We start from the raw sequence: 22,915 nt of genomic DNA, 5'->3' as shown, positions 1-22,915 counted from the left end.
GGGCCGGTTCTCGGGACGTCGCCAGCCGAAGGCCCCGTCACCGGGGCCTTCGTTCTTCCTCGACGGAGTCGTCGGCATCTCCGTCGGGCGTCCACGTCTCCCGGTGGATGACTGCCGGTGCGATCGCGGCCCACTGCTGTGCAAGCGTCCTGCGAGCTGCCGGGTGCGGATTGTGGACGCGCTCTCGGCGGTAGTGCACGTAGACGGCGAGGTCCACGACCTGCAACCCGTCGGCGAACCGGGAGCACGCGAAGTTGATCGGGGACGAGATGTTCCGGAGCCTGGACGACTGCGAACCCGGCGTGCCGAACTCCTGGTAACCGGCGAACGCGCGCTGGTGTTCTGCCTGCGTCGCGATCTCGTCGGCGACGACGATCGCCTGCTCCCCGTCGCCGCTCGCACCCGTGTAGCGATCGACCTCCTCGAGGACGTGCCCGAAGGCGACTGAGTGCGGAGTACGGGCATCGTGGGACCGGGCGCCGAGCTGTGCAGTGTCCACTCCGCACAGGACGTACCGGACTCCGCAGTCGAGTGCAGCTCGGAGGACCGCCAGGGAGATGCCCGCAGCCTCGCGATGCCTGCCTCGCAACGATCGCCACGAGCCGGCGCCGCCCATGAGTTCGTGGCCGTGGAACTCGATCGCCGGATCGGTCCCGTGTTCGAGAGCGGTTCGCCTGCGGACTTCCGACAGCCGCTCCGCGACGAGGTCCCACTGGTCGAGCGTGGCGATCGCCGCAGCGACGTAGTACCGATCTCGGTCGTACGACTCGTCCACGTAGGCCACCAGCATCGGACGAGCCTGACACGTGGCACGCGTCCGCGTTCAGCCCTGTGGATGCGGCATGCGGAGCGGGATCACGCAGGCTGAGCGGTCTCTGATCTGCGCGGGCCGCGTGTGCCGGGCACGGGCGGCTCTCCCTGGGACGATGGGTGGATGAGCACCGAGCCCGAGCGCCGCCGCAGGAGGGCCGACGTCGTCGGCATCCTCGAGCCGAACCCCCACCCGCTGGCGACCGTCACGATCGGCATCGGGGCCGTGGTCGTGCTGACGGTGATCGGGTTCTTCCTCGGTTCGGTGGACGCGGGGCTCGCGAAGGCGTTCAACACGCTGCACACCGGTGCGCTCGGTGCGTTCACGACGGCGGTCTACCACGTCATCAGCCCGGTGCCGGCGATCGCGATCACGTTCGTCGTCGCTGGCGTCATCTGGTGGCGGGCACGGGACCTCCGACCGGCCCTCGGATTCGGCATGACGATCGCGATCACGTGGCTGCCGTCCGCCGTCGTCAAGGAGATCGTCCACCGCGCCCGGCCCGACGTGGCGCTGCTGCCGCACCCGTTCCCCGTCCAGCCCGACCCCGGGTACCCGAGCGGGCACACGGTCTACATCACGGCGTTCGTGATCGCGCTCGTGTGGGTCGTCCGCGAGACGCGGTGGCACCAGGTCGCCCGGGTCGCCGGTGTCGTGGCGATCGTGGTCGTGTTCCTCTCGGTCTCGATCGACGCCGTGCACTACCCGACGGACGCGGCGGCCTCGATCCTCTGGGCGCTGGCGGTCGCGCCGGCGGCCCGGGTGGTGTGGGTTGACTGGGCGATGCCCCGCATCCCGTTCCTCCGCCCGCGCGAGGGTGCCGCGGTACCGCTCGGGCGCCGCCACTGAGCGGCGCACGGCCCCGCGACCCCACGCCGCTACGCCCGGCTGCGCTGCGCTGCTACGCCCGGCTGCGCCGCGCCGCGCTGCGCTGCGCTGCTACGCCCGGCTGCGCCGCGCCGCCACGAGCGCGACGACGGCGACCACGGCGGCCGCGAGCATGACGACCGCGAGCGGCGCCGCCGTGTCCTCGCCCCCGATGCTCACGAGCGGCGACACGAGCGCCGCGAGCCCGAACTGCAGGGCGCCGAGCACGGCCGAGGCGCTGCCCGCGACCCCGGGGACCGCGCCGAGCGCCAGCGCCGTCGCGTTCCCGAGCACGAGGCCGAGCGACCCGACCGCCGTGAAGAGCGGCACCGCGAGCCAGAGGACGGGCGCCCCGGTCACGACGAGCAGCGCGAACGCCACGGTGGACGCCACCACGAGGGCGATGCCGAGCGTCAGGACGCCCTCGACCGAGCGGGTCGCGGTGAGCTTCGCCGACAGGATGCTCACGCCCATCAGCGCGAGTGCGTTCAGACCGAAGGCGAGCCCGTAGCCGACCGTGTCGAGCCCGAGCATGCCCTGGTACAGGAACGGTGACGCCGAGATGTACGCCATCATCACCGCGAACGCGAAGCCGAAGACCGCCGTGTACCCGACGAAGGTGCGCGATCGCAGCGCTCGCAGCGGGGAGCCGGATGCCACGCGCTCGGCCCGGAGCGCGTCACGCCGCGAGCGCAGGTGCGTCTCCCGCACGACGGCGAGCACGGCGACGAGCATCAGCACCGACAGGCCGAGCACGATCGTCAGCAGTCCGCGCCACCCGATCGGTCCGGTGAGCAGACCGCCGAGGAGCGGTGCCACCACGGGCGCGACCCCGCCGACGATCATCATGAGCGAGAAGGCGCGGGCGGCGGGCTTGCCGGTCGCCAGGTCGGAGATCACGGCGCGGCCGATCACCATGCCGGCCGCCCCGCCGAGTCCCTGCAGCAGCCGGGCGACGACGAGCACCGCCACGTTCGGCGCGAGCACCGCTGCGGCGCTCGCGAGGACGCAGAGCGCGGCGCCGGCGAGGAGCGGGGGCACGCGGCCGAAACGGTCCGACAGCGGCCCGAACACGAGCTGCCCCGCGGTCACACCGACCAGGAACGCCGTCAGGGTGAGCTGCACGGTCGTCGCCGAGGCGGACAGCTCCGTGGTCATCCGCGGGAACGCCGGCAGGTAGAGGTCGGTCGCGAAGGGGGCGACCGCGCTGAGCAGGCCGAGCACGAGCAGCAGGGGAGTCGTGATGCCCGTGGGGCGGGTGGAGGGCGTCGCCGTGGTGGCGCGGATGGACCCGGTGTCCGTCGTCATGGTTATGAAACCATAACTCATTGTCGCTGGACGGTACAGTGACGACATGGCACCAGCGGTCTCCGATGACGCCCTCGCCGAGTTCGCCGACGTCGTCCTGCGCATCGGTCGCGAGGTCGACCCGCACGGCCCGCATGCGCTCGACATCGTCCCGCTGACCGGCACCGAGGCGCTCGTGATGCGCTGGGTGCACCGGAACCCCGGCGCCTCGCCGAGTGCCGTCGCCGAGGCCACCGCCCTGCAGCGCAGCAACTGCAGCGTCGCGCTCCGCGCCCTCGTCGCGAAGGGCATGGTCGAGCGCCGTACCGACCCGGACGACGCCCGGACCGTGCAGCTGCACCCCACCGCCCTCGCCCACGACAGCATCGCGCGGTTGCACGCGCACTGGGCCGAGCGGCTCCGAGCCGCCCTCGGCGGCGACGAGGACGGCATCGACGTCGCCGCCGACCTGCTGGCGCGCATCGACGACGGCCTGCGCCGCGGCTGACGTGGGTCGGGCGGGGGGGGGGGGGCCCGCCACGCGCCTCCAGACCGTCACCAGCTGCGTCCCGACGGGTCCCGCGTGCCGTCCGGACGGGCTTGGTACCCTGGGGGGACACAACAGCAAGCAGTGTGTATCTACCGGCCGTCGGCCCCACCGACGGACAGCGGCGGCACCCGATGGGCCCGCCGCCGGACCAGGCCGGGCCCCAGAAGGCACACCCCCTCATGCTCCAAGCCCGACGCTCCGACGCGTCCCTCGTCTCCTTCGCCGGTCGGTGGTACTTCCCGATCGCGTTCATCGCCCGTCTGCCCTTCGCGATGATGGTCGTCGGTGTCCTCACCCTCGTCGTCGCGTCCCGTGACTCCGTCGCCCTCGGTGGCATCAACTCCGCCTTCGTCGGGATCGGCTCGGCGATCTTCGGACCCCTCGTCGGTGCGGCCGCCGACCGCTTCGGCCAGCGGGCCGTCCTCGTCCCGGTCGGACTCGCGAACGCCGTCCTGCTCGGCGTCCTGCCGATCGTGGTCGCGAGCACCGCGCCCGACCTCGCGGTCCTGGCGATGTCGTTCCTGATCGGCGCGACCGCACCGCAGGTCGCCCCGATGTCCCGCACGCGACTCGTGGCGATCATCCGCCAGCGCATGTCCCCGGCACGCCGCGACAAGGTCTTCAGCGGCACGATGGCGTACGAGTCGGCCGCGGACGAGACCGTCTTCATCGTCGGACCGTTCCTGGTCGGCCTGCTCGCGAGCACGATCGCGCCGTGGGTGGCCGTCGCCGGTGCGTCGGCACTGACCTTCGTCTTCGTCACCGCCTTCGCGCTGCACCCGACCGGCGCCCTCGTCGTCGGTGGGCCGGCACAGGAGACGCGCGCACCGGCCCGGCAGCTGCTCCGTCCGCGACTCCTCGTGGTCGTCGTCGGGATCCTCGGCATCGGACTCTTCTTCGGGTCGACGCTGACCTCGCTGACGGCCTTCACGGAACAGCACGGCGAGGCGTCCCAGGCCGGCCTGCTGTACGGCGTGATGGGGATCGGGTCCGCCGCACTCGCACTCGGATCGGCGGCGTTCCCGCAGCGGTTCGGTGTCACCTGGCGCTGGCTCGTGTTCGGGGTCGTGCTGCTGGGCGGCGCGATCGCCTTCAGCCGAGCGGACTCCGTCGTGGCGGTCGTCCTCGTGCTCGGTGTCATGGGCATCGGTATCGGCCCGACGCTCGTCGCGCAGTACAGCCTGGGATCGGACCGGTCGCCCGTCGGCCGTTCGGCGACCACGATGACGATCCTCGGCTCGGCGGTCATCGTCGGACAGTCGGTCGCGTCGGCCGTAGTCGGCGAGGTCGCCGAGCGTGCGGGCACCGGTGCCGCGATGGCGTTCCCCGCGTACGCTGCCGCGCTGGTCGTCGTCGCCGCCGTGGCGGACCTGCTGCTCGCCCGCCGCGAGGACGCTCCGGCGGCCGCGACCGCCTGAGCCGGTCGCCGCGCGCCGTCGGTCGCCGCTCGGTGCAGGCTGGACTGCATGCGCATCCTCGTCCTCGGCGGCACCGCCTGGCTCGGCCGGACCGTCGTGCAGCACGCTCTCGACACCGGCCACGACGTCACGTGCGTCGCGCGCGGCTCGGACGTCCCCACCGGCGCTCGACTCGTGCGGGCCGACCGGGACCGCGACGACGCCCTGACCGGGGTCGCCAGCGAGCGATGGGACGCGGTCGTCGACGTCTCCCGCACCCCGGAGCACGTCCGTCGCGCAGCCCGTGACCTCGAGCCCGTCGCCGACCGGTACGTCTTCGTGTCGACCGTGAGCGTCTACGCCTCGCAGGCCGAGCGCGGTGCCGACGAGCACGCCGCCGTGCTCGAGCCGTCGGACGACCCCGCCGACTACGGCGCCGCGAAGGTGGCGTGCGAGCGTGCGGTCCTCGACGCCTTCGGCCCCGAGCGTGCCTCGGTCGCGCGGGCCGGACTCGTCGGCGGACCGGGCGACCACACCGGACGTTCCGGCTACTGGCCGTGGCGGTTCGCCCGTGCAGCCGAGAGCGGCCGCGCGGTGGTGGTCCCGGCGCGCACGGATCGACCCACCTCGGTGATCGACGTCCGCGACCTGGCGGGATGGCTCGTCGGAGCGGCCGAGGGCCGACGAGCGGGTGTCCACGACGTCCCCGGCGAGGTCGTCACGCTGGGGCAGCACCTCGAGGAAGCACGGGCCGCAGCGGGCGTGGACGTCCCGGTCGTGGCGCTCGCGGACGAGGTGCTCCTCGCGCGCGGGGTGGCGCCCTGGGTGGGGGAGCGGTCCCTGCCGCTGTGGATCCCCGACGACGACCACCAGGGCATGAACGACCGACCGGCAGACCGCGCGCGTGCGGCAGGCCTGACACGGAGGCCACTCGCCGAGACGCTGGCGGACGTGCTCGCGTGGGAGCAGCTGCAACCGGTCCACCCCCACGGCGCGGGCCTCTCGGACGACGACGAGGTTGCGGTCCGCGCCGCCGGGTGACTCAGTCCTCGGTGTCGTCGACCAGCAGGTCCTCGTGCCGGTAGTCGTTCGACCGCAGCCCGGCACGCGCGATCATGTGCGTCGACACCGGCACCAGGAAGAGCTGGAACACGAGCACCGGCAGCACGACCCAGAACGCCGTCCAGGTCCACACCGCCACGACGATCGCGGCCAGGGCGAGCGCCAACCCGAGCACCTGCGGCTTCGCCATCGCGTGCAGCCGGACGAGGGGGTCCCGGAACCGGACGATGCCCACGGCGGCGCCGAACGACAGCCCCGCGGCGAGGAGCATCAGCACGAGGGCGATCCACGCACGGACGCCGGCCCCGTCGACGAAGGACTGCAGGATCTCGATCACTTCGACTCCTCCTCGGCGGCGTGCTCCGGCGTGGTCACGTCGATCCCCTCGTCGGACGGGTCCGACGAGGGCGTGACGATCCGTGCGACGGCGATGGTCGCGAAGACGCTCGTCGCCGCGATGACGACCAGCACCGGGACGCCGGTCAGGTCGCGCCGGACCACCATCGCCGCGGCGATCACCACGAGCGCGGTGGTGAGCACCATGTCGGAGCCGATCATCCGGTCGAGGATCGTCGGTCCGCGGACGATCCGCCCGACGGCCAGCGCGAGCGTGGCGCCGAGCAGGACGAGCACGAGCGCGATCCCGACGGCCATGACGACGACCGCGGCGCTCACCGGGTCACCTCCGGCAGCGGCTCGGCGAGTTCGGAGACGTCCTGCTTCGACCCGATGGCGCGGATGACGAGCTCCTCGATGCGTGCGACGGTCCGCCGCTCCTGGTCGACCTGCTCACGGCGCTCGGTGTCGAGCACGTGGATGAGCAGGCGACGGCGGGGGAGGTCGACGTCGGCGACGTACGACCCGGGCACGAGGGAGATCGCCAGGGTGGCGAGCGTGAAGGTCATCTCCGACGTGGTGTGCAGCTGCACGAGCACGATCGAGCTCTGCCGGACGCCGCGCGGTCGGACGGCCGCCCAGGCCACCCGGAACGAGGCGACGACGACGTGCCCGGCCCACACCACCAGGAACCACAGTGCGCGCGGCAGCGAGAACCGCTTCGACAGGGGGACGGGCGGCAGCGGGAGCAGCTGCGTGACGAGGAGCGCGACGACCACGCCGCACAGCAGCGTCAGGACGCTCCAGGATCCCCACAGCAGCGCCCAGAGCACGGTCAGTCCGGCGACGAGCGGCACGTCGTAGCGCCAGGCGAGGGCGATCCGTCGGGCGTTCGAGATGCGGCGGGTGTCACTCATCAGCGCCTCCGTCCGTGCTGCCCAGGACGGCCTGCACGTATCGGTCCGGCGACTCGAGTGACTCCGCTGCGCGGGTCGCGTAACCGTAGAGCGGACCGGCGACGACGGTGAGCGCGACCGACCCGAGGACCGCCACCGTCGTGACGGCGACGAGCATCCGGGGCAGCGGCGTGTGCACCGACGGCTCGACCGCGGGGGTCTGGCCGGTGGCCGGACCGGAGGCACTGCTCGCGTGCGCCGCTTCGGTGACGGTGGTCGAGCCTCCCGGGTGGTACGCCTCGCCCGTCTCCTCGGAGACGGTCAGCGGCGCCGGTTCCGGCGACCGCAGGTGCGCGTGCGGCTCGGCCGTGCTGGCGTGCGGTGCCGCCGCCTCGGCGGCCGGCTTGGGCCGCCAGAAGGCGGCGTCCCAGACGCGCATCAGTGCGTACAGGGTGAGGAGGCTCGTCACCACGCCGGCGCCGACCGTCACCCAGGCCATCGGGGAGCCGTCCTCGGCCGCGGCGCGGAACAGGCCGAGCTTGCCGATGAACCCGGAGAACGGCGGGATGCCCCCGAGGTTGAACGCCGGGACCAGGTAGAGCGCGGCGAGGAGCGGTGCGGCCTTGAGCAGCCCGCCGAGCGACCGGGTCGAGGTCGTGCCGCCCACGCGTTCCATCACCCCCGACACCAGGAACAGCGTGGTCTGCACGACGATGTGGTGCACCGTGTAGAACACGGCCGCGGCGGTGCCGACGACGGAACCGAGCCCGACGCCCATCACCATGAAGCCGATGTGGCTGATGAGCGTGAAGGACAGCAGTCGTTTCACGTCGGTCTGCGACACGGCCCCCAGCACGCCGACGATCATCGTGAGCACCGCGACCACGAGCAGCACCGTGTTGAGCTGTGGTCTCGGGAAGATGATCGTCTCGAGCCGGATGATCGCGTAGATGCCGACCTTCGTGAGGAGTCCGGCGAACACCGCGGTGACCGGGGCCGGTGCGGTCGGGTACGAGTCCGGCAGCCAGAAGGCGAGCGGGAACACCGCGGCCTTGATGCCGAAGGCGATGAGCAGCATCGTGTGGAGCAGGAGCTGCACGTGCTCGGGGAGCCCGGCGACGCGCTCCGAGATCTGCGCGATGTTCACGGTGCCGGTCGCGCCGTAGACCAGGCCGATGGATGCGAGGAACAGCGCCGAGGCGATGAGGCTCGTGATGATGTACGTCGTGCCGGCGCGCACGCGCTGCTCGCTGCCGCCCAGGGTGATGAGCACGTAGCTCGCCACCAGGAGCATCTCGAACGCGACGTAGAGGTTGAACAGGTCGCCCGCCAGGAACGCGTCGAGCACTCCGGCGGCCAGCACCAGGTAGGTCGGGTAGTAGATCGTGACGGGGGCGTCCTCGTCGTCGGCCGCGAGTCCCTGGCCGATCGAGAAGAGCAGCACGAGCAGGAGCACGCTCGCGCTCACGGTGAGGAGCAGGGCGCTCAGCCGGTCGACGACGAGCGAGATGCCGTACGGTGCCTGCCACCCGCCGACCTGCACGACGATGGTGCCGTGCTGGTCGACGAGCACCATGAGCGTGGCGGCCACGACCACGGCCACCGCGAGCACCGCGACCGTGATGGCCCGCTGGAGCTTCTGGTGCCGCAGGAGGCCGAGCGCGATGGCGGCGCCGAGCAGCGGGACGAGGACGAGCAGGGGGACGAGCCAGGTCATCGCGAGGCCTCCTCGTTCTGGACCGCTTCGGGGTCGGTGTCGATCTCGGGGTCGTCGTCCGCGGGATCGTCGTCGCGGTCCTTGCCGATCGCGACGTCGGCCTCGTCGACCTCGACCTCGTCGGCGCGGGACAGCTTCCACGAGCGGTGGATGAGGGCGAGCAGGAACGCGCTCACCGCGAAGGTGATGACGATCGCGGTCAGGGCGAACGCCTGGGGGAGCGGGTCGGTGATGCCCTCGGACGAGCCGCCGATCGGGGGCTTGCCCGCCGCGCCGGACATGATGAGCAACAGCAGGTTCAGGGAGTTGCCGAGCAGCAGGAACCCGAGCAGCATCCGGGTCAGCGACCGCTCCAGCAGCAGGTACACGCCGCACGAGAACAGCACCGCCATCGCGATGACGAGGACCAGGGTGATGGTCATACGGCACTCCCCTCCGGGGTCGCGGCGGCGGCGTTGTCGTCGACGTCGCCCTCCGTGGTGTCGGTGATGCGCGCCCGCGAGTCCTCGAGCCGTTGCCGGTCGACCTCGGCACCGAGGCTCCGGAGCACGTCGAGGACGAGCCCGACGACCACCAGGTAGACCCCGATGTCGAAGAACGTCGCGGTGACGAACTCGACGTGCCCGAGCACGGGGACGGTCGCCTCGAAGAACGCGGAGTACAGGGCCTCCTTCCCGAAGAACAGCGGGACGATCGCGGTCGTGGCCGCGGTGGCGACGCCGAGGCCGAGCAGGCGACCGGCGCGGACGGGCGCGGCGGCGCCGAGCTCCGCGGGACCGCCCGCCAGGTACCGACCGGCCAGCGCGATGCCGGCGACGAGTCCGCCGGCGAAGCCGCCGCCGGCCGTGTTGTGCCCGGCGAAGAGCAGGTAGAGCGAGAGCACGACGAGGCCGTGGAAGAGCAGGCGGACGACCACGTCGAGCAGGGCCGAGCGACCGGTCGGGATCGCCGCGCTCGTCGGCAGCCAGGCGCGGGGCTCGCCGTCCGGGCGGTGCTTGTCGCTCGTCACGGTCGCCGGCAGGTCGCGCAGCCGCGGCAGGGTGTCCTCGCGCGAATCGAGGAAGATCAGGCTCGCGACACCCGTGGCCGCGGCGACGACGACGGTCAGCTCACCGAGCGTGTCCCAGCCGCGCAGGTCGACGAGGGCGACGTTCACGACGTTCAGGCCGTGACCGAAGGACTTCGTGAGCGCCGGGATGTCCGGCCAGATCGGGGTGCTGTTCCGTGCCGAGGCCGCGACGACCACGACGACGGCCAGGGTGGCTCCCGCGAGGCCGGCGAACAGGGCCCGCACGATCCGGAAGCGCGACGGGTTGGCCGTGGCGATCCGCGGGGGGAGCCGGCGGAGCACCAGCACGAACGCGATCAGCGTGACGGTTTCGACCACGAGCTGGGTGAGCGCGAGGTCGACCGCACCGTGCAGGACGAAGAGCACGGACATCCCGTAGCCGGTGACGCCGACGAGCACGGCGGCGGCGAACCGGGTCTTCGCGGTCAGCACCGCGATCGCGGCGACGGCCATCACGGCGACGACCGGCACCTGGCCCCACGAGTCGGCGAAGCGCACGCGGAACGCCCACGGGCCGCCGAGCACCAGGTTCGCCAGGGCGCCGGCGACGAACACCGACAGGATCACGGTCAGGTAGTAGGGGAGCGACCCGCGCTGGACGCCGGCCGTGAGCCCGGTCGCCAGGCGGTCGAGCCCACGCATGGTCTTCCGGTAGGTGTCGGCCGCGCTCGGTGACCCGGAGAGTCGGTGCTGCAGGGCCTCGACCCGGCGTCGTGCCAGGAACAGGAGGACGCCACCGACGAGCGTGATCGCGGAGAGGCCGAGCGCGGGCTCCAGGCCGTGCCAGAGCGCCAGGTGCGGGACCTCGCCCTCGGGCAGCGCCGCGGCGGTGGCAGCGGGTTCGAGGCCGTGCGCGACGACGGGCGTGAGCAGGCCGAACGCGAGTCCGGCGACGGCGAGGACGGACGGCACGACACCGAGTCCGTGCAGGCCGTGCGGCTCGGTGTCGGCCACGCCGGACTTCCGGGCGAACGTGCCCCAGAGGAAGCGGAGCGAGTACGCGACGGTGAGGAGCGAGCCGAGGGTCACCCCGACGAGTGCGATCCACGCCCAGGCCGCCTGCGGTCCGTGGAGCTCCTCGACGAAGCCGGTCAGGACGGCCTCCTTCGCGACGAAGCCGATCGTCGGCGGGATGCCCGCCATCGACGCGAGCGCGAGGACGCTGACCACGACGAGCCACGGCAGCTTCCGCCCGAGACCGCTGAGCTTCCGGAGGTCGCGGGTGCCGGTCGCGTGGTCGACGGCTCCGACGACCAGGAACAGCGTCGACTTGAATGTGGCGTGCGCGACGAGCAGGGCGACCCCGCCCAGGGCGACGGCCGGAGCGCCCCACCCGGCGGCGAGCACGAGGAAGCCGAGCTGCGCGACCGTCCCGTAGGCGAGCAGCAGCTTCACGTCGGTCTGGCGCAGCGCGCGGTAGCCGCCGATGAGCATGCCGAGCACACCGAGCACGGTGATCGTCTCGCGCCAGCCGGTCAGCAGCGCGAACGCCGGGGCCAGGCGGGCGACCAGGTAGATGCCGGCCTTCACCATCGCCGCGGCGTGCAGGTACGCGCTGACCGGGGTCGGCGCCGCCATCGCTGCCGGGAGCCAGAAGTGGAAGGGGACGATCGCCGACTTCGTCAGGGCGCCCAGGAGCACGAGGACCACCGCGACCGGCACGAGCGGCCCCGGACGCTCGACGAGCTCCGGTGCCTGCGCGATGATGCCCGACAGGCTCGTGGTCCCCGCGGTCACGGACAGGGCGACGAGTCCGGCGAGCATCGCCAGCCCGCCGGCGGTCGTGACGACGAGGGCCTGCATCGCGGCGGCACGGCTCGCGCGCTTGTCGGCGTCCTGCCCGATGAGCAGGTACGAGAAGACCGTCGTGGCCTCCCAGAGCACGAAGAGCACGATCACGTCGTCGGCGACGACGAGGCCGTACATCGACCCGGCGAAGGCGGTCAGGACGGACGCGAACCGGCCCAGTCCGGGCTCGTCCCGCTCGAAGTACGACGCGCAGTAGACGAGCACGAGCGCACCGACGACGGAGACCACCAGGGCGAGGACCCACGACAGGGCGTCCATCCGCAACGACAGCGCCAGGTCGAGCTCCGGGATCCACTGCCACCGGCTCGTGACCCCGCCGTGGAGTGCGGCGTCGCTCTGGGCGATCGTCAGCACCGCGGCGGCGGCGGGGGCGAGGGCGGCGACGTAGAACACGCGGCGCCCCATCAGCGGGGTCAGGGCGGGGACGATCAGGGCGACGATCGCGAACGCGACGAGGACGGAGACCATCGGGCACCTCCTCGGGGTCGGGCTGCAGTCCGGCTCACTGGGCCCTCACAGCCTACGGAGAGGCGGATGGCAACTTCCTGAGCGACCGGACAGCCGGAGCGAGCGTTCCCTCCACTCTGCTCCGCGTCCGGCCTCAGCGACCGTGCGCCCGTGCCGGGATCTGCGTCGCGAGCTTGCCGCCGGAGACGTCCAGCAGTGTGCCCGTGACGTAGGCGGACGCGTCGCTCGCCAGGAAGACCAGGAGGTCGGCGACGTCGTCGGGCGTCTCCCACCGCCGGAGCGACAGGGTGTCGAGCAGCCGGTCCTGCTCGGCCTGCGGCATCTCGGCGAACCCGTTCATCGCGGTCGGCACCATGCCGGGCGCGTAGGCGTTCACGGTGATGCCCCACGGGCCGAGCTCCGACGCCAGCACGCGGGTGAACGAGACCACCGCGGCCTTCGACGCCGCGTAGGCCGCGCTGCCGACGCTCGGCACGATCGCCGCGAACGACGCGGCGTTGACGATCCGCCCGCGCCCGGCCGCCTGCATCACCGGCGCGACCGCCTGGCTGACCAGGAAGGTGCCCCCGAGGTTCACGTCCATGCACCGTCGCCACTCGTCCCAGCCGAGCTCGGCGACGGTCCCGGTGACGTTGATGCCCGCGTTGTTGACGAGCACGTCGACGGTGCCGTGCCGGCGGACGACCTCGTCGACGGCCGCACGCACGGAGGCCGGGTCGGCGACGTCGCAGACGACACGGTCGACGCCGTCGTCACCGGCGTCGTCGAAGGCGAGGTCGAACGCGACGACGCGGCACCCCTCGGTGGCGAACCGCGCCGCGAGTGTCCGGCCGATCCCCCGGCCGGCTCCGGTGACGACCACCACGCGGTCGGTCAGGTCGAGGTGCATCGTCGCTCCCGTCGTCGGTCTGTCCCGGCAACGGTGGGCGCCCGTGCCTTGAATCGTCATACTATTCGAGCATGACGGCGAAGGTGCTCTGGATCACGGGTGGCGGCAGCGGGATGGGGGCGGCGAGCGCGGTGGCCGCAGCCCGTGACGGGTGGACGGTGGTGCTCAGCGGGCGTCGCCGGGACCTACTCGAGCAGGTCGCGGACGAGGTCCGCGCGGTCGGCGGGACGGCGGACGTCGTGCCGCTCGACGTGACGGACGGCGACGCGGTGCCCGCAGCACGCGACGCCGTGCTCGGACGGCACGGCCGGATCGACGGCCTGGTGCTGGCAGCCGGGCTGAACTCGCCGGCGCGACGGTGGGACGACCAGTCGCTCGCCGACGTCCGCGCCGTCATCGACACGAACACGACCGCCGTGGTGGCGGTGGTCGACGCTGCACTGCCGGCGCTCCGGGACGCGGGCGGTGTCGTCGTGGTGGTGTCGTCCTACGCGGGCTGGTCCTTCCAACCCGGTGCCGGTGTCGCGTACTCGGCGAGCAAGACCGCCCTCGGCTCGATCGTCCGGACGCTCAACCAGCAGGAGGCCGAGCACGGCGTGCGGGCCACCCACCTGTGCCCGGGCGACGTCGCGACGGACTTCCTGGACCAGCGTCCCGAGGTCCCCGACGCGGCGGCGCGCGCTCGGATGCTGCAGCCCGACGACGTCGGCCGCACGGTGGCCTTCGTGCTCGCGGCGCCGGCCCACGTCCGCATCGACGAGCTCGTCCTGTCGCCCGTCGCGCAGCGGTGACGAGCGCCTTCGACCGGGTGCTCGACGGGATCGGGACCGCCGTCGTCACCGGCACCTTCGCGCCGGGGAGCCGTCGGAGCACCGACGACCTGGTGGCCTGGTCGGGCGCGAGCCGCAGCATCGTCCGTGAGGCGGTCCGCGTCCTCGTCGCGCTCGGCATGCTCAGTGCGCGCCCCCGCGTCGGCGTGGTCGTCGCCCACCCCACGGACTGGGACGTCCTCGATCCGCTGGTCGTCCGCTGGCGGCTCCGGGGGCCCGACGCGGCGCAGGTCTCCGTCGAGCTCCGCGAGCTGCGGGTCGCCGTGGAACCGGCAGCGGCCGCCGCGGCGGCCCGACGAGCACCGCTCGAGGACTGCGCGGCCGGACGGGAGGCGCTCCTCGCCACCGCGGACGAGCTCGCGTCCGCCGCGGCCGAGGACCGCCGGGTCGACTTCACGATCGCGGACGTCCGGCTGCACTCCCTCGTGCTGGAGCTGTCCGGCAACGCGCTGTACCGACGGCTGCACCGCGTCGTGGGGGAGGCGCTTCGTGAGCGCGGGAGCATCCGGCCGGACCGCCACGACGTCGGGCTGCACGTCGCGCTCGTGCAGGCGGTCGTCGGGGGTCGGTCGGACGAGGCCGCCGACGTGATGCGCGAGATCGTGCGGCGCACCGAGCACCGGCCGGGCCCGGACCTGGGATGATCGTGGTCGGCGCACCCGGCGTCGACGGAGGTGAACGGTGGACGCAGCGCAGGAGATGGTGCTCCAGCTCGTCGGGACGCCCTGGGCCTTCCTCGTGGTCGGGCTCGTGCTGGCCGCCGGCAGCGTTGCGGTGTTCCTGCCGAGCCAGGCGCTCGTCGTCGCGATCGGCACGCTGCTCGTCGGTGGTGACGGTGGGTTCCTGCCCGTGCTCGTCCTGGTGGTCGCGGCGACGATCGGGATGGTGCTCGGCGACGTCGCGCTCTGGCACCTGGCGCGGACGGTCGACCTCGGCTCGCGGTCGTGGTTCAGCCGGCCGAAGGTCAGGAAGGCGCGGGAGTCGATCGACGCCAGGTACCGGAAGGCCCCCGGACGCATCGCCGTCCTCGGCCGCTTCATCCCGATGGGGCGCCTCACGACGAACCTGGTCGGTGCGGACAGCGGGCTCGACCTCCGGCGCTTCCTGGTCAGCTGCCTCGTCGCCGACGTGGTGTGGGCGGCCTACTGCGTGGGGATCGCGGCGGCCACCGGGCACTGGAGCCGGGAGCAGCCGTTCCTCGTGACGACCCTCGCGGTGGTCGCGTCGATCCTGCTCGGCCTCGCGATCTCCGCGGTCGAGAAGGCCGTGCGGCGCCGCGCCGAGGCCGCTGCGACCGCCTGACGCCGTAGCGTGGAGGGCACCGTCCGAAGGAGGACCCGTGTCGAGCCTCACCGAACTCGTCCCCGACCCCGACGCCGTCGAGCGCCTCGCGACCGGCAGCACCTGGGCCGAGGGACCGTGCTGGATCCCGTCCGACCGGACGGTCCGCTGGTCGGACATCCCGGGCGACCGGATCCTCGAGTGGCACCAGGAGACCGGCGGTACGACCGTGTACGCGTCGGACGTCGAGTTCACGAACGGCCGCACGCTGGACCGCGACGGCTCCGTCGTGCAGTGCTCGCACGGGCGGCGACGCGTCGAGCGCGACCGGGGCGGCGTCGTCACCGCGGTCGTCGACGGCTGGGCGGACGGTCGGTTGAACTCGCCGAACGACGTCGTCGTCACGCGGGACGGCTCGATCTGGTTCACCGACCCGGCCTACGGCATCACCCAGCCGCGTGAGGGACACCCGGGCGAGCGGGAGTACGGCGACCACTGGGTGTTCCGGTGCGGACCGGACGGCGAGGACCTGCGCCCCGTGGTGCTCGACGTCGACGAACCGAACGGTCTCGCGTTCTCGCCCGACGAGCGCGTGCTCCACGTCGCCAGCTCGTCCGCCCACGAGCCGGTCATCCGTGCCTACGACGTCGACGGCCACCGCGTGAAGAACGGCCGGGTGTTCGCCCGGCTCGGCGAGGGCGAGGGCGTGCCGGACGGCATCCGGGTCGACGTCCACGGCAACGTGTGGTCCTCGACCCACCGGGGCGTGACGGTCTTCGCACCCGACGGCGCCCGCATCGGCGACGTCGCCGTGCCCGAGGTCGTGTCGAACCTGTGCTTCGGAGGCGACGACGGCACGACGCTCTTCGTGACCGCGACGACCTCGCTGTACCGCATCGCGACGACGACGCGGGACGCCGCTGCCGTATCCTGACCCGGCCATGCAGTGCGACTACTTCGACCGGGGGGTGTGCCGCTCGTGCACACTCATGGGACAGCCCTACGGCGACCAGGTGCTCGACAAGGAGATCCGCACGCGGGAACTCCTGCGGGACGCCGTCGAGGCCGCAGGGGGCCCGGGGGCGGTCGAGTGGTTGCCCGCGATCACGAGCCCGGAGTCCGGGTACCGCAACAAGGCGAAGATGGTCGTCGGCGGCACGGTCCAGCGCCCCACGGTGGGGATCCTGGACCACCGGCAGCGCGGCGTGGACCTGCGGCACTGCGGCATCTGCACGCCGGGCATCCGACGGGCGCTCCCGGTCCTGGCGGACTTCGTCGCCGACACGGGGCTGATCCCGTACGACGTGGCCGCACGTCGGGGCGAGCTCAAGTTCGTGCTCGTGACCGAGTCCCCGGACGGCGAGCTCATGGTGCGCTTCGTGCTGCGCTCCGAAGGGCAGCTGCCACGACTGCGTGAGCGCCTCGACGACCTGCGGCGGGTCCTGCCCGAGGCGGTCGTGGTCACCGCGAACCTGCTCCCGGAGCACAAGGCCGTCACCGAGGGGGAACGCGAGGTCGTGCTGACCGAGCAGGAGACGCTGCCGATGCGGTTCGGCTCGATCGCGATGCACCTCCGACCGCAGAGCTTCTTCCAGACGAACACGAGCGTCGCGAGCCAGCTGTACGACCAGGCGTCGGCGTGGATCGACGAGGTCGGGCCGGCCTCGATGTGGGACCTGTACTGCGGTGTCGGCGGGTTCGCCCTGCACGCAGCGCGCCCGGGTCGTGCCGTCACGGGGATCGAGACGAGCCGGGAGGCGATCCGCTCCGCGAAGCAGTCCGCGCGCGAGGCGGGGCTGACCGACGTCCGCTTCGCGGCCGACGACGCGACGGAGCACGCCCTCCGGGCCCGACCGGACGCGCTGCCCGAGCTGGTGGTGGTGAACCCGCCGCGCCGGGGCATCGGCGAGACGCTCGCGACCTGGCTCGAGGAGTCCGAGGTCGAGCACGTCGTCTACTCGAGCTGCAACCCGGTCACCCTCGCGAAGGACCTCGCGCGCATGCCGTCGCTCCGCCTGCGACGGGCGCGCGTGCTCGACATGTTCCCGCAGACCGGCCACCTCGAGGCCGTGACGCTGCTGTCCAGGCGCTGACCAGGACGCGACCAGCCAGCGGTCGGGAGGCTCGCTGCCAGGCCGCCACGGGCCTCCCGTCCGCAGCATTGCCAGGAAACTGCCAAGGTCACGTACCCGGGTACAGACCGATCTGCATGCCCATGGTGATCGGGGCACTCAGGAAGACCGGTGGGGGACATAGCACTCACGGGTAGAACTCATTGTCTCGGTTTGATAACAGTCACGAATTTCCTATGGTTGCCGACCAGCGCCACCGGCACGAGACCACTGCCCCCGGCGGCGCACCCCACAACATGACCGCGATCGGTCGGGACGGGCAGTGGCGACCGGGTCCGCTCAGGCGGGCGCCAGGTCCGTGGTCCCGGTGGAGCGATCAACCATGAAGAAGCTTTCCCGTACCCGCACCATCGTCGGTGGCCTGGCCTTCGCCGGCATCGCCGCGACCGGTGTCGGCCTGGCGGCAGCGCCCGCGAACGCCGCATCCGGTTCGACCTGGGACGCCCTCGCACAGTGCGAGTCCGGTGGCAACTGGGCCATCAACACCGGCAACGGCTACTACGGTGGCCTGCAGTTCAACCTCGGCACCTGGCAGGCGAACGGCGGCGCCGGCAACCCGGCCTCCGCGAGCCGCGAGGCCCAGATCGCCGTCGCCGAGCGCGTCCTCGCGTCCCAGGGCTGGGGTGCATGGCCGGCCTGCTCCGCGAAGCTCGGCCTGAGCGGGACCACGGGTGCCGCTCCGCAGGCCGCCGCTCCGGCCCCCGCCGCGCCGCAGCAGGCTGCACCGCAGCAGGCCGCGCCGCAGCAGGCTGCACCGAAGGCGACCACGCCGGCCGCACCGAAGGCGACCACGCAGGCCGCTCCGAAGGCGGCCGTGTCGAGCAAGCCGGCCGCGGTCGCGACGAGCGGCAAGACGTACACGATCGAGTCGGGCGACACGCTCGACAAGATCGCGACGAAGCTGAACATCGACGGTGGCTACATGAAGCTGTGGGCCGCGAACACGTCGACGATCGACGACGCGAACCTGATCTACGCCGGCCAGGAGCTCCAGCTCCCCGCCTGATCGACCTCCCGATCCGACACGAGACCCCCGTGGCACCTGTCGCGGGGGTCTCGTGCTGTCCGGGATTCGCCGGCGCGACCGTCAGCTCGGGCGATCCTCGAGCCACCGCTGCAGGTCGTCGGACCGCAGGGCGCTCGAGATCGCGGCGCGGTCGTGGTCGTCCAACCGGACGAACGACTGGCCGTCGGGGGTCGTCCCGCTGCCCGCGGTCGGCATCGTGAACGTGACCAGGTCGTCCGGTCGGACCCCGCGCAGGGACCACCCGAGACGGACGATCGTCGCCGCGTCGAGCCCGGGGTCCACCGCCAGGTGCTCGCTCGTCGCGGTGACGAACTCCTGCAGTCGTCCCGGGTGCGTCAGGGTGCCGCGCGACAGGGCCTGGTCGAACACCCCGCGCAGGAACGCCTGCTGGTTCCGGACGCGTGTGTGGTCGGCGTCGGCGAACGCGTACCGCTCCCGCACGAAGGCCAGGGCCTGTTCGCCGTCGAGCCGGTTCGCGCCGCTGACGAAGTGGTGGCCCCGCGCCGTGAAGTCCCGCGGTGACTGCACCGTCACGCCGCCCAGTGCGTCCGTCATGTCGGCGAACCCGGCGAGGTCGACCTCGGCGACGTGGTCGATCCGGACGTCGAGCAGCTGCTCGACCGTCTGCACCGTGAGCGGGATGCCGCCCCAGGAGTACGCGGCGTTGATCTTGGCCCGGCCGTGGCCGGGGACCTCGACCCACGAGTCGCGCATGATCGACATGAGGTACACGTGGCGGCGGTCGGCGGGCACGTGGGCGAGCATCAGCGTGTCCGACCGCCCGCCGGCGGTCTGGTCGCCGTCGGCCAGTCCGGCCCGCGAGTCGGAGCCGATGAGCAGGATGTCCTCGGCGCCGCCGGAAGGTGCGGGCCGGTCGCCGGCGGGGAAGGGGTCCGCGATCGCCTCGGTGTGGTCGTCGAAGCTCCGGGTCAGACTGCCGACGAAGACCGCTGCGACGACCGCGAGCAGGGTGGCGATGCCGACCAGGGTGCCGGTGGTGGCGACCAGCGCGCTGAGCGCGGGGTGCCTGCGCCGCCTCCGGGCCGTTCTTGCTGTTGCTGCTGCCGCGGCTCGGGCGGCGCGACGCTCGGACATCGGGACTCCTCGGGTCGGGTCGGCCCTGCGCCGACCCGGAGAGTCTACAGCATGTGGTATTTCAGTGTCACGAGCGGTGCAGCACGCTGGTCAGCCGCCGGCGGAGCTCCGCGTCCTCGGGGAGGACCTCCCGCTCGATGTGCTGTGCGGTCTCCCATGCGCGGCGACCCTCGTCGGTGACGGACACCACGCGACGCCGGCGGTCCTCCGGGTGGGCGGTCCGCTCGACCAGGCCGTCCCGTTCGGCCCGCTCGAGGGTCCGCGACATGGTCTGGGGCTGCACGCGAGCGGTCCTGGCGATGGTGTCCGCGCCCGTCGGGCCGGTCCGCAGCAGGATGTCGATCGCGACGAGGGCGGCGTGGGTCAGCCCGATCGCCCGGAGTCGCTCGTCCCACTCCCGCTCGACGGCACGTGCCGCGGCGGAGAGCAGGCGTCCGAGCGGCCACTGCTCCGCGGGTTCGTGCATGATCGGAGTCTACGGGCGGGTCCTCCCGGCGGCGTCGGCGCGGAGATAGTCAGCATGCTGACGATCGGTGTACGCTCACCGACGTGTCCCGGTTCCTCCGCATCGTCCTGCCCGCGCTCGTCATCCTCGTCTGGCTCGTCGTGGCCGGCGTCGGCGGTCCCGTCTTCGGGAAGATCTCCGAGGTCGCCACGAACGACCAGACGTCGTTCCTGCCGGCCTCGGCCGACGCGACGAAGGTGCAGGAGCGTGCCGCCGACTTCCGACAGGCCTCGGGGGCACCCGCCATCGTCGTCCTCGACCGCGACGGCGGCCTGACGCCCGACGACCTCGCTGCGGCCCGTCGGATCGCCGACACCATCGGCGAGCGCGACGACGTGCAGGGCACGAGCCCCGTGATCACGAGCGAGGACGGCGACGCCGCCGAGATCGTCGCGACACTGACCGAGGACGCGGAGACCGGAGACGCCGTCTCGGCCATCCGGACCACGGTGGACGAGGCGCTGCCCGCCGGCGTCTCCGGGTACGTCACCGGTCCGGCGGGCTTCACGGCCGACCTGACCGAGGCGTTCGCGGGCATCGACGGCCTGCTGCTGGGGGTGGCACTCGCCGCCGTGTTCGTCATCCTGATCGTGGTCTACCGGTCGCCGCTGCTGCCGTTCCTGGTGCTCGGGACGGCGACCTTCGCCCTGTGCGCCTCGATCCTCGTGGTGTACGCCCTGGCGAAGGCGGGGGTCGTGACGGTCAACGGGCAGGTGCAGGGCATCCTGTCGATCCTCGTGATCGGCGCCGCGACGGACTACGCGCTCCTCTACACGGCGCGCTACCGCGAGGCACTGCGCGAGCACCGCACCGGCTGGGAGGCGACCCGGGCCGCTCTCCGCGGCGCGTTCGAGCCGATCGTCGCCTCGGGCGGGACCGTCATCGTCGGGGTGCTCTGCCTGCTCCTGTCGGACCTCAACTCGAACAAGGCGCTCGGGCCGGTCGCCGCGATCGGGATCGCCTTCAGCCTGCTCGCCGCCCTCACCCTGCTGCCCGCCCTGCTGCTGGCGTTCCGTCGGGCGGCGTTCTGGCCCCTGCGCCCGGCCTTCGGCTCCGGTGGCCGCCCGACCACCGGTCCGGACGCGACCGGACTGTGGGCGCGGGTGGGGCGCCTCGTCGCGCGTCGGTCCCGCACGGTCTGGATCGTCTGCACCGTGGCGCTCCTGGCGATGGGCAGCGGCCTCGTCGGGCTCCGTGCCGACGGCGTCCCGCAGAGCGACCTGGTGATCGGGTCGTCCCAGGCGCGGGACGGCCAGCGGGTCCTCGCCGACCACTTCCCCGGGGGTTCCGGCAGCCCGGCCCAGGTCATCGGCGCCGAGCGTGACCTGGACGCCCTCGTCGACGCCGTCCGCTCGGTCCGCGGGGTCGACGGGGTGGTGGCCGCCTCCACCGACTCGCCCTCGGGGACCGTCCCCGTGGGGTCGGACGCCGCCGCCCGGACCGCCACGGGCGCGGCGGAGCCGACGGTGTCGCGCGGGGACGTCCTGCTCGAGGCCACGCTCGCCGACCCCGCCGACTCGAGCGCCGCCGAACGGACCGTCCGCGACCTCCGCGTCGCCGTCGAGCGGGTGGACCCCGACGCGGTCGTGGGTGGCGTCACGGCGACCGCCGTCGACACGAACGACACCGGCATCCGCGATCGCTCGGTCATCATCCCCGTGGTGCTCGCGGTCATCCTGCTGATCCTCGTGCTGCTGCTCCGCAGCGTGGTCGCCCCGCTGGTCCTCGTCGGCAGTGTCGTGGTGTCCTTCGCGGCCGCACTCGGCGTCGGCGCACTGGTGTTCGACCACGTGTTCCACTTCCCCGGGGTCGACCCGTCCGTCCCGCTGTACGCGTTCGTGTTCCTCGTGGCGCTCGGCGTCGACTACAACATCTTCCTCATGACCCGGGTGCGCGAGGAGTCCCTGCGGCACGGCCCGCGTGAGGGTGTCCTGCGCGGGCTCGCGGCCACCGGGGGAGTGATCACCTCGGCGGGCATCGTGCTGGCCGCGACCTTCGCGGCGCTCGGCGTCATCCCGATCCTGTTCCTGGCGCAGATCGCCTTCGTTGTGGCGTTCGGCGTCCTGCTCGACACCGTCGTGGTCCGGTCGCTGCTCGTCCCCGCGCTCGTGATCGACCTGGGGCGCCGGGCGTGGTGGCCGTCGCGCCTCTCGCGCGCAGCGCGTCACATGTGACACGCTGGTGGCATGCCAGTTCCCTCCACGCAGCCGGCCGCAGAGCGCAAGCTGCTCCGTGACACCGTGCAGGACAAGATCCGCGACGCGATCATGGACGGCACGCTCGAACCGGGCGAACGACTGAACGACGACGACCTCATCGCGTGGCTCGGCGTCTCCAGGACCCCGATCCGTGAAGCACTGGCGGAACTCGCACGGGCCGGACTCATCGAGATGGCGCCGAACCGCTACACCCGCGTCGCCGCACCGACCGAGGCCGAGCTGCTCGACGCCTACCGCACGCTCGGCGTCATCTACGGCGGGGTCGTCCGCCTGGCCGTCCCGCGGTTCTCGGACGCCGAGCGGGAGCGGGTCACCGCCGTGCTCGACGACGTCCTGGCGCGGCTCGACGCCGACCAGCAGGCCGAGGTCGCGCGCGAGGGGGCGGACATCTACTCGATGTGGGCGGAGGCCTGCGGCAACGCCTCGCTCGCGCAGCTGTGCCGCTCGACCACCGACGGTCTGGCCTTCCGGCTCCGCGTGCCCGAGCTCACCGAGCTCGTCCCGACCGACGTCATCCGACCCGAGATCGTGAAGCTCCGTGACGCCGTCGCCGCGGGCGAGCCGATCGACGCGGAACTCGCGATGGAGGCGATCCACCTCCTGCCCACGCGCGACTGACCGAGCGCCGGGCGTACAGCGTCGGGCACGGACCCTCAGGGATCTCCCTG

Annotated in this window: 23 protein-coding genes; 12 read left to right on the top strand and 11 right to left on the bottom strand. The window is 72.7% G+C overall.

Annotation, left to right across the window (positions count from 1 at the left end; translation table 11 throughout):
• Positions 1-37: 37 nt before the first annotated feature.
• The gene (locus M3677_RS05660; RefSeq protein ID WP_251160000.1) at positions 38-790 is read right to left on the bottom strand and encodes a DUF3800 domain-containing protein; all 753 of its coding nucleotides are present in this window, start codon (positions 788-790) and stop codon (positions 38-40) included.
• Between the two features lie 144 nt (positions 791-934).
• Between M3677_RS05660 and M3677_RS05655 the strand changes: the two genes are divergently transcribed.
• The gene (locus tag M3677_RS05655; RefSeq protein WP_251159999.1) at positions 935-1,660 is read left to right on the top strand and encodes a phosphatase PAP2 family protein; all 726 of its coding nucleotides are present in this window, start codon (positions 935-937) and stop codon (positions 1,658-1,660) included.
• Between the two features lie 90 nt (positions 1,661-1,750).
• Here the strand turns inward: M3677_RS05655 and M3677_RS05650 are convergent, their stop codons facing one another.
• Positions 1,751-2,986, bottom strand: coding sequence for a multidrug effflux MFS transporter (locus M3677_RS05650; RefSeq protein WP_066651569.1), 1,236 nt, complete (start codon positions 2,984-2,986; stop codon positions 1,751-1,753).
• Between the two features lie 46 nt (positions 2,987-3,032).
• Between M3677_RS05650 and M3677_RS05645 the strand changes: the two genes are divergently transcribed.
• From M3677_RS05645 to M3677_RS05635, 3 genes are all read left to right on the top strand, one after another.
• Complete coding sequence (locus tag M3677_RS05645) at positions 3,033-3,473, top strand: MarR family winged helix-turn-helix transcriptional regulator (RefSeq protein ID WP_251159998.1); 441 nt, start codon at positions 3,033-3,035, stop codon at positions 3,471-3,473.
• 221 nt (positions 3,474-3,694) lie between these two features.
• Positions 3,695-4,933 (top strand): MFS transporter, encoded by a 1,239-nt coding sequence (locus M3677_RS05640; RefSeq protein ID WP_251159997.1) that lies wholly within the window; start codon positions 3,695-3,697, stop codon positions 4,931-4,933.
• A gap of 48 nt (positions 4,934-4,981) precedes the next feature.
• Positions 4,982-5,953, top strand: coding sequence for an NAD-dependent epimerase/dehydratase family protein (locus tag M3677_RS05635; protein ID WP_251159996.1), 972 nt, complete (start codon positions 4,982-4,984; stop codon positions 5,951-5,953).
• Between the two features lies 1 nt (position 5,954).
• Here the strand turns inward: M3677_RS05635 and M3677_RS05630 are convergent, their stop codons facing one another.
• The 7 genes from M3677_RS05630 to M3677_RS05600 all read right to left on the bottom strand — a co-directional run bounded on the left by M3677_RS05630 (position 5,955) and on the right by M3677_RS05600 (position 13,158).
• The gene (locus M3677_RS05630; RefSeq protein WP_081984549.1) at positions 5,955-6,311 is read right to left on the bottom strand and encodes a monovalent cation/H(+) antiporter subunit G; all 357 of its coding nucleotides are present in this window, start codon (positions 6,309-6,311) and stop codon (positions 5,955-5,957) included.
• The gene (locus M3677_RS05625; protein ID WP_209684378.1) at positions 6,308-6,649 is read right to left on the bottom strand and encodes a sodium:proton antiporter; all 342 of its coding nucleotides are present in this window, start codon (positions 6,647-6,649) and stop codon (positions 6,308-6,310) included. The genes M3677_RS05630 and M3677_RS05625 overlap by 4 nt, the downstream gene beginning before the upstream one ends.
• Entirely contained in the window at positions 6,646-7,227 is a 582-nt protein-coding gene (locus tag M3677_RS05620) for a Na+/H+ antiporter subunit E (protein ID WP_066651579.1), read from the bottom strand. Before M3677_RS05620 ends, M3677_RS05625 begins: the two co-directional genes overlap by 4 nt.
• Complete coding sequence (locus M3677_RS05615) at positions 7,220-8,923, bottom strand: Na+/H+ antiporter subunit D (RefSeq protein WP_251159995.1); 1,704 nt, start codon at positions 8,921-8,923, stop codon at positions 7,220-7,222. Before M3677_RS05615 ends, M3677_RS05620 begins: the two co-directional genes overlap by 8 nt.
• Positions 8,920-9,345, bottom strand: a complete 426-nt coding sequence (locus tag M3677_RS05610; protein WP_209684376.1) for a Na(+)/H(+) antiporter subunit C — start codon at positions 9,343-9,345, stop codon at positions 8,920-8,922. The genes M3677_RS05615 and M3677_RS05610 overlap by 4 nt, the downstream gene beginning before the upstream one ends.
• Positions 9,342-12,269: a Na+/H+ antiporter subunit A gene (locus M3677_RS05605; protein WP_066651585.1), complete on the bottom strand. Its 2,928-nt coding sequence runs from the start codon at positions 12,267-12,269 to the stop codon at positions 9,342-9,344. Before M3677_RS05605 ends, M3677_RS05610 begins: the two co-directional genes overlap by 4 nt.
• Positions 12,270-12,402: 133 nt before the next feature.
• Positions 12,403-13,158: an SDR family NAD(P)-dependent oxidoreductase gene (locus M3677_RS05600; RefSeq protein ID WP_251159994.1), complete on the bottom strand. Its 756-nt coding sequence runs from the start codon at positions 13,156-13,158 to the stop codon at positions 12,403-12,405.
• Positions 13,159-13,229: 71 nt separating this feature from the next.
• On the opposite strand from M3677_RS05600, the gene M3677_RS05595 reads away from it, so the two are divergent.
• The 6 genes from M3677_RS05595 (at position 13,230) to M3677_RS17955 (ending at position 18,407) form a co-directional block, all read left to right on the top strand.
• The gene (locus M3677_RS05595; protein ID WP_251159993.1) at positions 13,230-13,949 is read left to right on the top strand and encodes an SDR family oxidoreductase; all 720 of its coding nucleotides are present in this window, start codon (positions 13,230-13,232) and stop codon (positions 13,947-13,949) included.
• A complete protein-coding gene (locus M3677_RS05590; RefSeq protein ID WP_066651590.1) occupies positions 13,946-14,632 on the top strand; it encodes a FadR/GntR family transcriptional regulator in 687 nt (228 codons plus the stop codon). The genes M3677_RS05595 and M3677_RS05590 overlap by 4 nt, the downstream gene beginning before the upstream one ends.
• Positions 14,633-14,669: 37 nt before the next feature.
• A complete protein-coding gene (locus tag M3677_RS05585; RefSeq protein WP_209684368.1) occupies positions 14,670-15,290 on the top strand; it encodes a DedA family protein in 621 nt (206 codons plus the stop codon).
• 37 nt (positions 15,291-15,327) lie between these two features.
• Positions 15,328-16,203 (top strand): SMP-30/gluconolactonase/LRE family protein, encoded by an 876-nt coding sequence (locus tag M3677_RS05580; protein ID WP_209684366.1) that lies wholly within the window; start codon positions 15,328-15,330, stop codon positions 16,201-16,203.
• Between the two features lie 7 nt (positions 16,204-16,210).
• Positions 16,211-17,362: a 23S rRNA (uracil(747)-C(5))-methyltransferase RlmC gene (rlmC, locus tag M3677_RS05575; protein WP_251159992.1), complete on the top strand. Its 1,152-nt coding sequence runs from the start codon at positions 16,211-16,213 to the stop codon at positions 17,360-17,362.
• Between the two features lie 361 nt (positions 17,363-17,723).
• The gene (locus tag M3677_RS17955; RefSeq protein WP_066651599.1) at positions 17,724-18,407 is read left to right on the top strand and encodes a transglycosylase family protein; all 684 of its coding nucleotides are present in this window, start codon (positions 17,724-17,726) and stop codon (positions 18,405-18,407) included.
• Positions 18,408-18,488: 81 nt separating this feature from the next.
• Here M3677_RS17955 and M3677_RS05560 read toward each other — a convergent pair whose 3' ends face one another.
• Positions 18,489-19,523, bottom strand: a complete 1,035-nt coding sequence (locus tag M3677_RS05560; RefSeq protein ID WP_251159991.1) for an LCP family protein — start codon at positions 19,521-19,523, stop codon at positions 18,489-18,491.
• A 67-nt stretch (positions 19,524-19,590) separates the two neighbouring features.
• Entirely contained in the window at positions 19,591-19,989 is a 399-nt protein-coding gene (locus M3677_RS05555) for a MarR family winged helix-turn-helix transcriptional regulator (RefSeq protein ID WP_251159990.1), read from the bottom strand.
• Between the two features lie 83 nt (positions 19,990-20,072).
• Between M3677_RS05555 and M3677_RS05550 the strand changes: the two genes are divergently transcribed.
• Together M3677_RS05550 and M3677_RS05545 are read left to right on the top strand one after the other, a co-directional pair.
• A complete protein-coding gene (locus M3677_RS05550; RefSeq protein ID WP_251159989.1) occupies positions 20,073-22,202 on the top strand; it encodes an efflux RND transporter permease subunit in 2,130 nt (709 codons plus the stop codon).
• A gap of 12 nt (positions 22,203-22,214) precedes the next feature.
• Entirely contained in the window at positions 22,215-22,865 is a 651-nt protein-coding gene (locus tag M3677_RS05545; RefSeq protein WP_209684356.1) for a GntR family transcriptional regulator, read from the top strand.
• Positions 22,866-22,915 lie beyond the last annotated feature (50 nt).

Source organism: Curtobacterium sp. P97 (genome assembly GCF_023712445.1).
GTDB lineage: Bacteria > Actinomycetota > Actinomycetes > Actinomycetales > Microbacteriaceae > Curtobacterium.
This window is presented reverse-complemented; position numbering and strand designations above follow the sequence as displayed.

Coding starts and splice junctions, on each gene's coding strand:
- M3677_RS05620 (WP_066651579.1), bottom strand. CDS start 7,227: ATGAGTGACACCCGCCGCATCTCGAACGCCCGACGGATCGCCCTCGCC.
- M3677_RS05600 (WP_251159994.1), bottom strand. CDS start 13,158: ATGCACCTCGACCTGACCGACCGCGTGGTGGTCGTCACCGGAGCCGGC.
- rlmC (WP_251159992.1), top strand. CDS start 16,211: ATGCAGTGCGACTACTTCGACCGGGGGGTGTGCCGCTCGTGCACACTC.
- M3677_RS05655 (WP_251159999.1), top strand. CDS start 935: ATGAGCACCGAGCCCGAGCGCCGCCGCAGGAGGGCCGACGTCGTCGGC.
- M3677_RS17955 (WP_066651599.1), top strand. CDS start 17,724: ATGAAGAAGCTTTCCCGTACCCGCACCATCGTCGGTGGCCTGGCCTTC.
- M3677_RS05610 (WP_209684376.1), bottom strand. CDS start 9,345: ATGACCATCACCCTGGTCCTCGTCATCGCGATGGCGGTGCTGTTCTCG.
- M3677_RS05660 (WP_251160000.1), bottom strand. CDS start 790: ATGCTGGTGGCCTACGTGGACGAGTCGTACGACCGAGATCGGTACTAC.
- M3677_RS05650 (WP_066651569.1), bottom strand. CDS start 2,986: ATGACGACGGACACCGGGTCCATCCGCGCCACCACGGCGACGCCCTCC.
- M3677_RS05615 (WP_251159995.1), bottom strand. CDS start 8,923: ATGACCTGGCTCGTCCCCCTGCTCGTCCTCGTCCCGCTGCTCGGCGCC.
- M3677_RS05645 (WP_251159998.1), top strand. CDS start 3,033: ATGGCACCAGCGGTCTCCGATGACGCCCTCGCCGAGTTCGCCGACGTC.
- M3677_RS05560 (WP_251159991.1), bottom strand. CDS start 19,523: ATGTCCGAGCGTCGCGCCGCCCGAGCCGCGGCAGCAGCAACAGCAAGA.
- M3677_RS05635 (WP_251159996.1), top strand. CDS start 4,982: ATGCGCATCCTCGTCCTCGGCGGCACCGCCTGGCTCGGCCGGACCGTC.
- M3677_RS05640 (WP_251159997.1), top strand. CDS start 3,695: ATGCTCCAAGCCCGACGCTCCGACGCGTCCCTCGTCTCCTTCGCCGGT.
- M3677_RS05545 (WP_209684356.1), top strand. CDS start 22,215: ATGCCAGTTCCCTCCACGCAGCCGGCCGCAGAGCGCAAGCTGCTCCGT.
- M3677_RS05605 (WP_066651585.1), bottom strand. CDS start 12,269: ATGGTCTCCGTCCTCGTCGCGTTCGCGATCGTCGCCCTGATCGTCCCC.
- M3677_RS05555 (WP_251159990.1), bottom strand. CDS start 19,989: ATGCACGAACCCGCGGAGCAGTGGCCGCTCGGACGCCTGCTCTCCGCC.
- M3677_RS05595 (WP_251159993.1), top strand. CDS start 13,230: ATGACGGCGAAGGTGCTCTGGATCACGGGTGGCGGCAGCGGGATGGGG.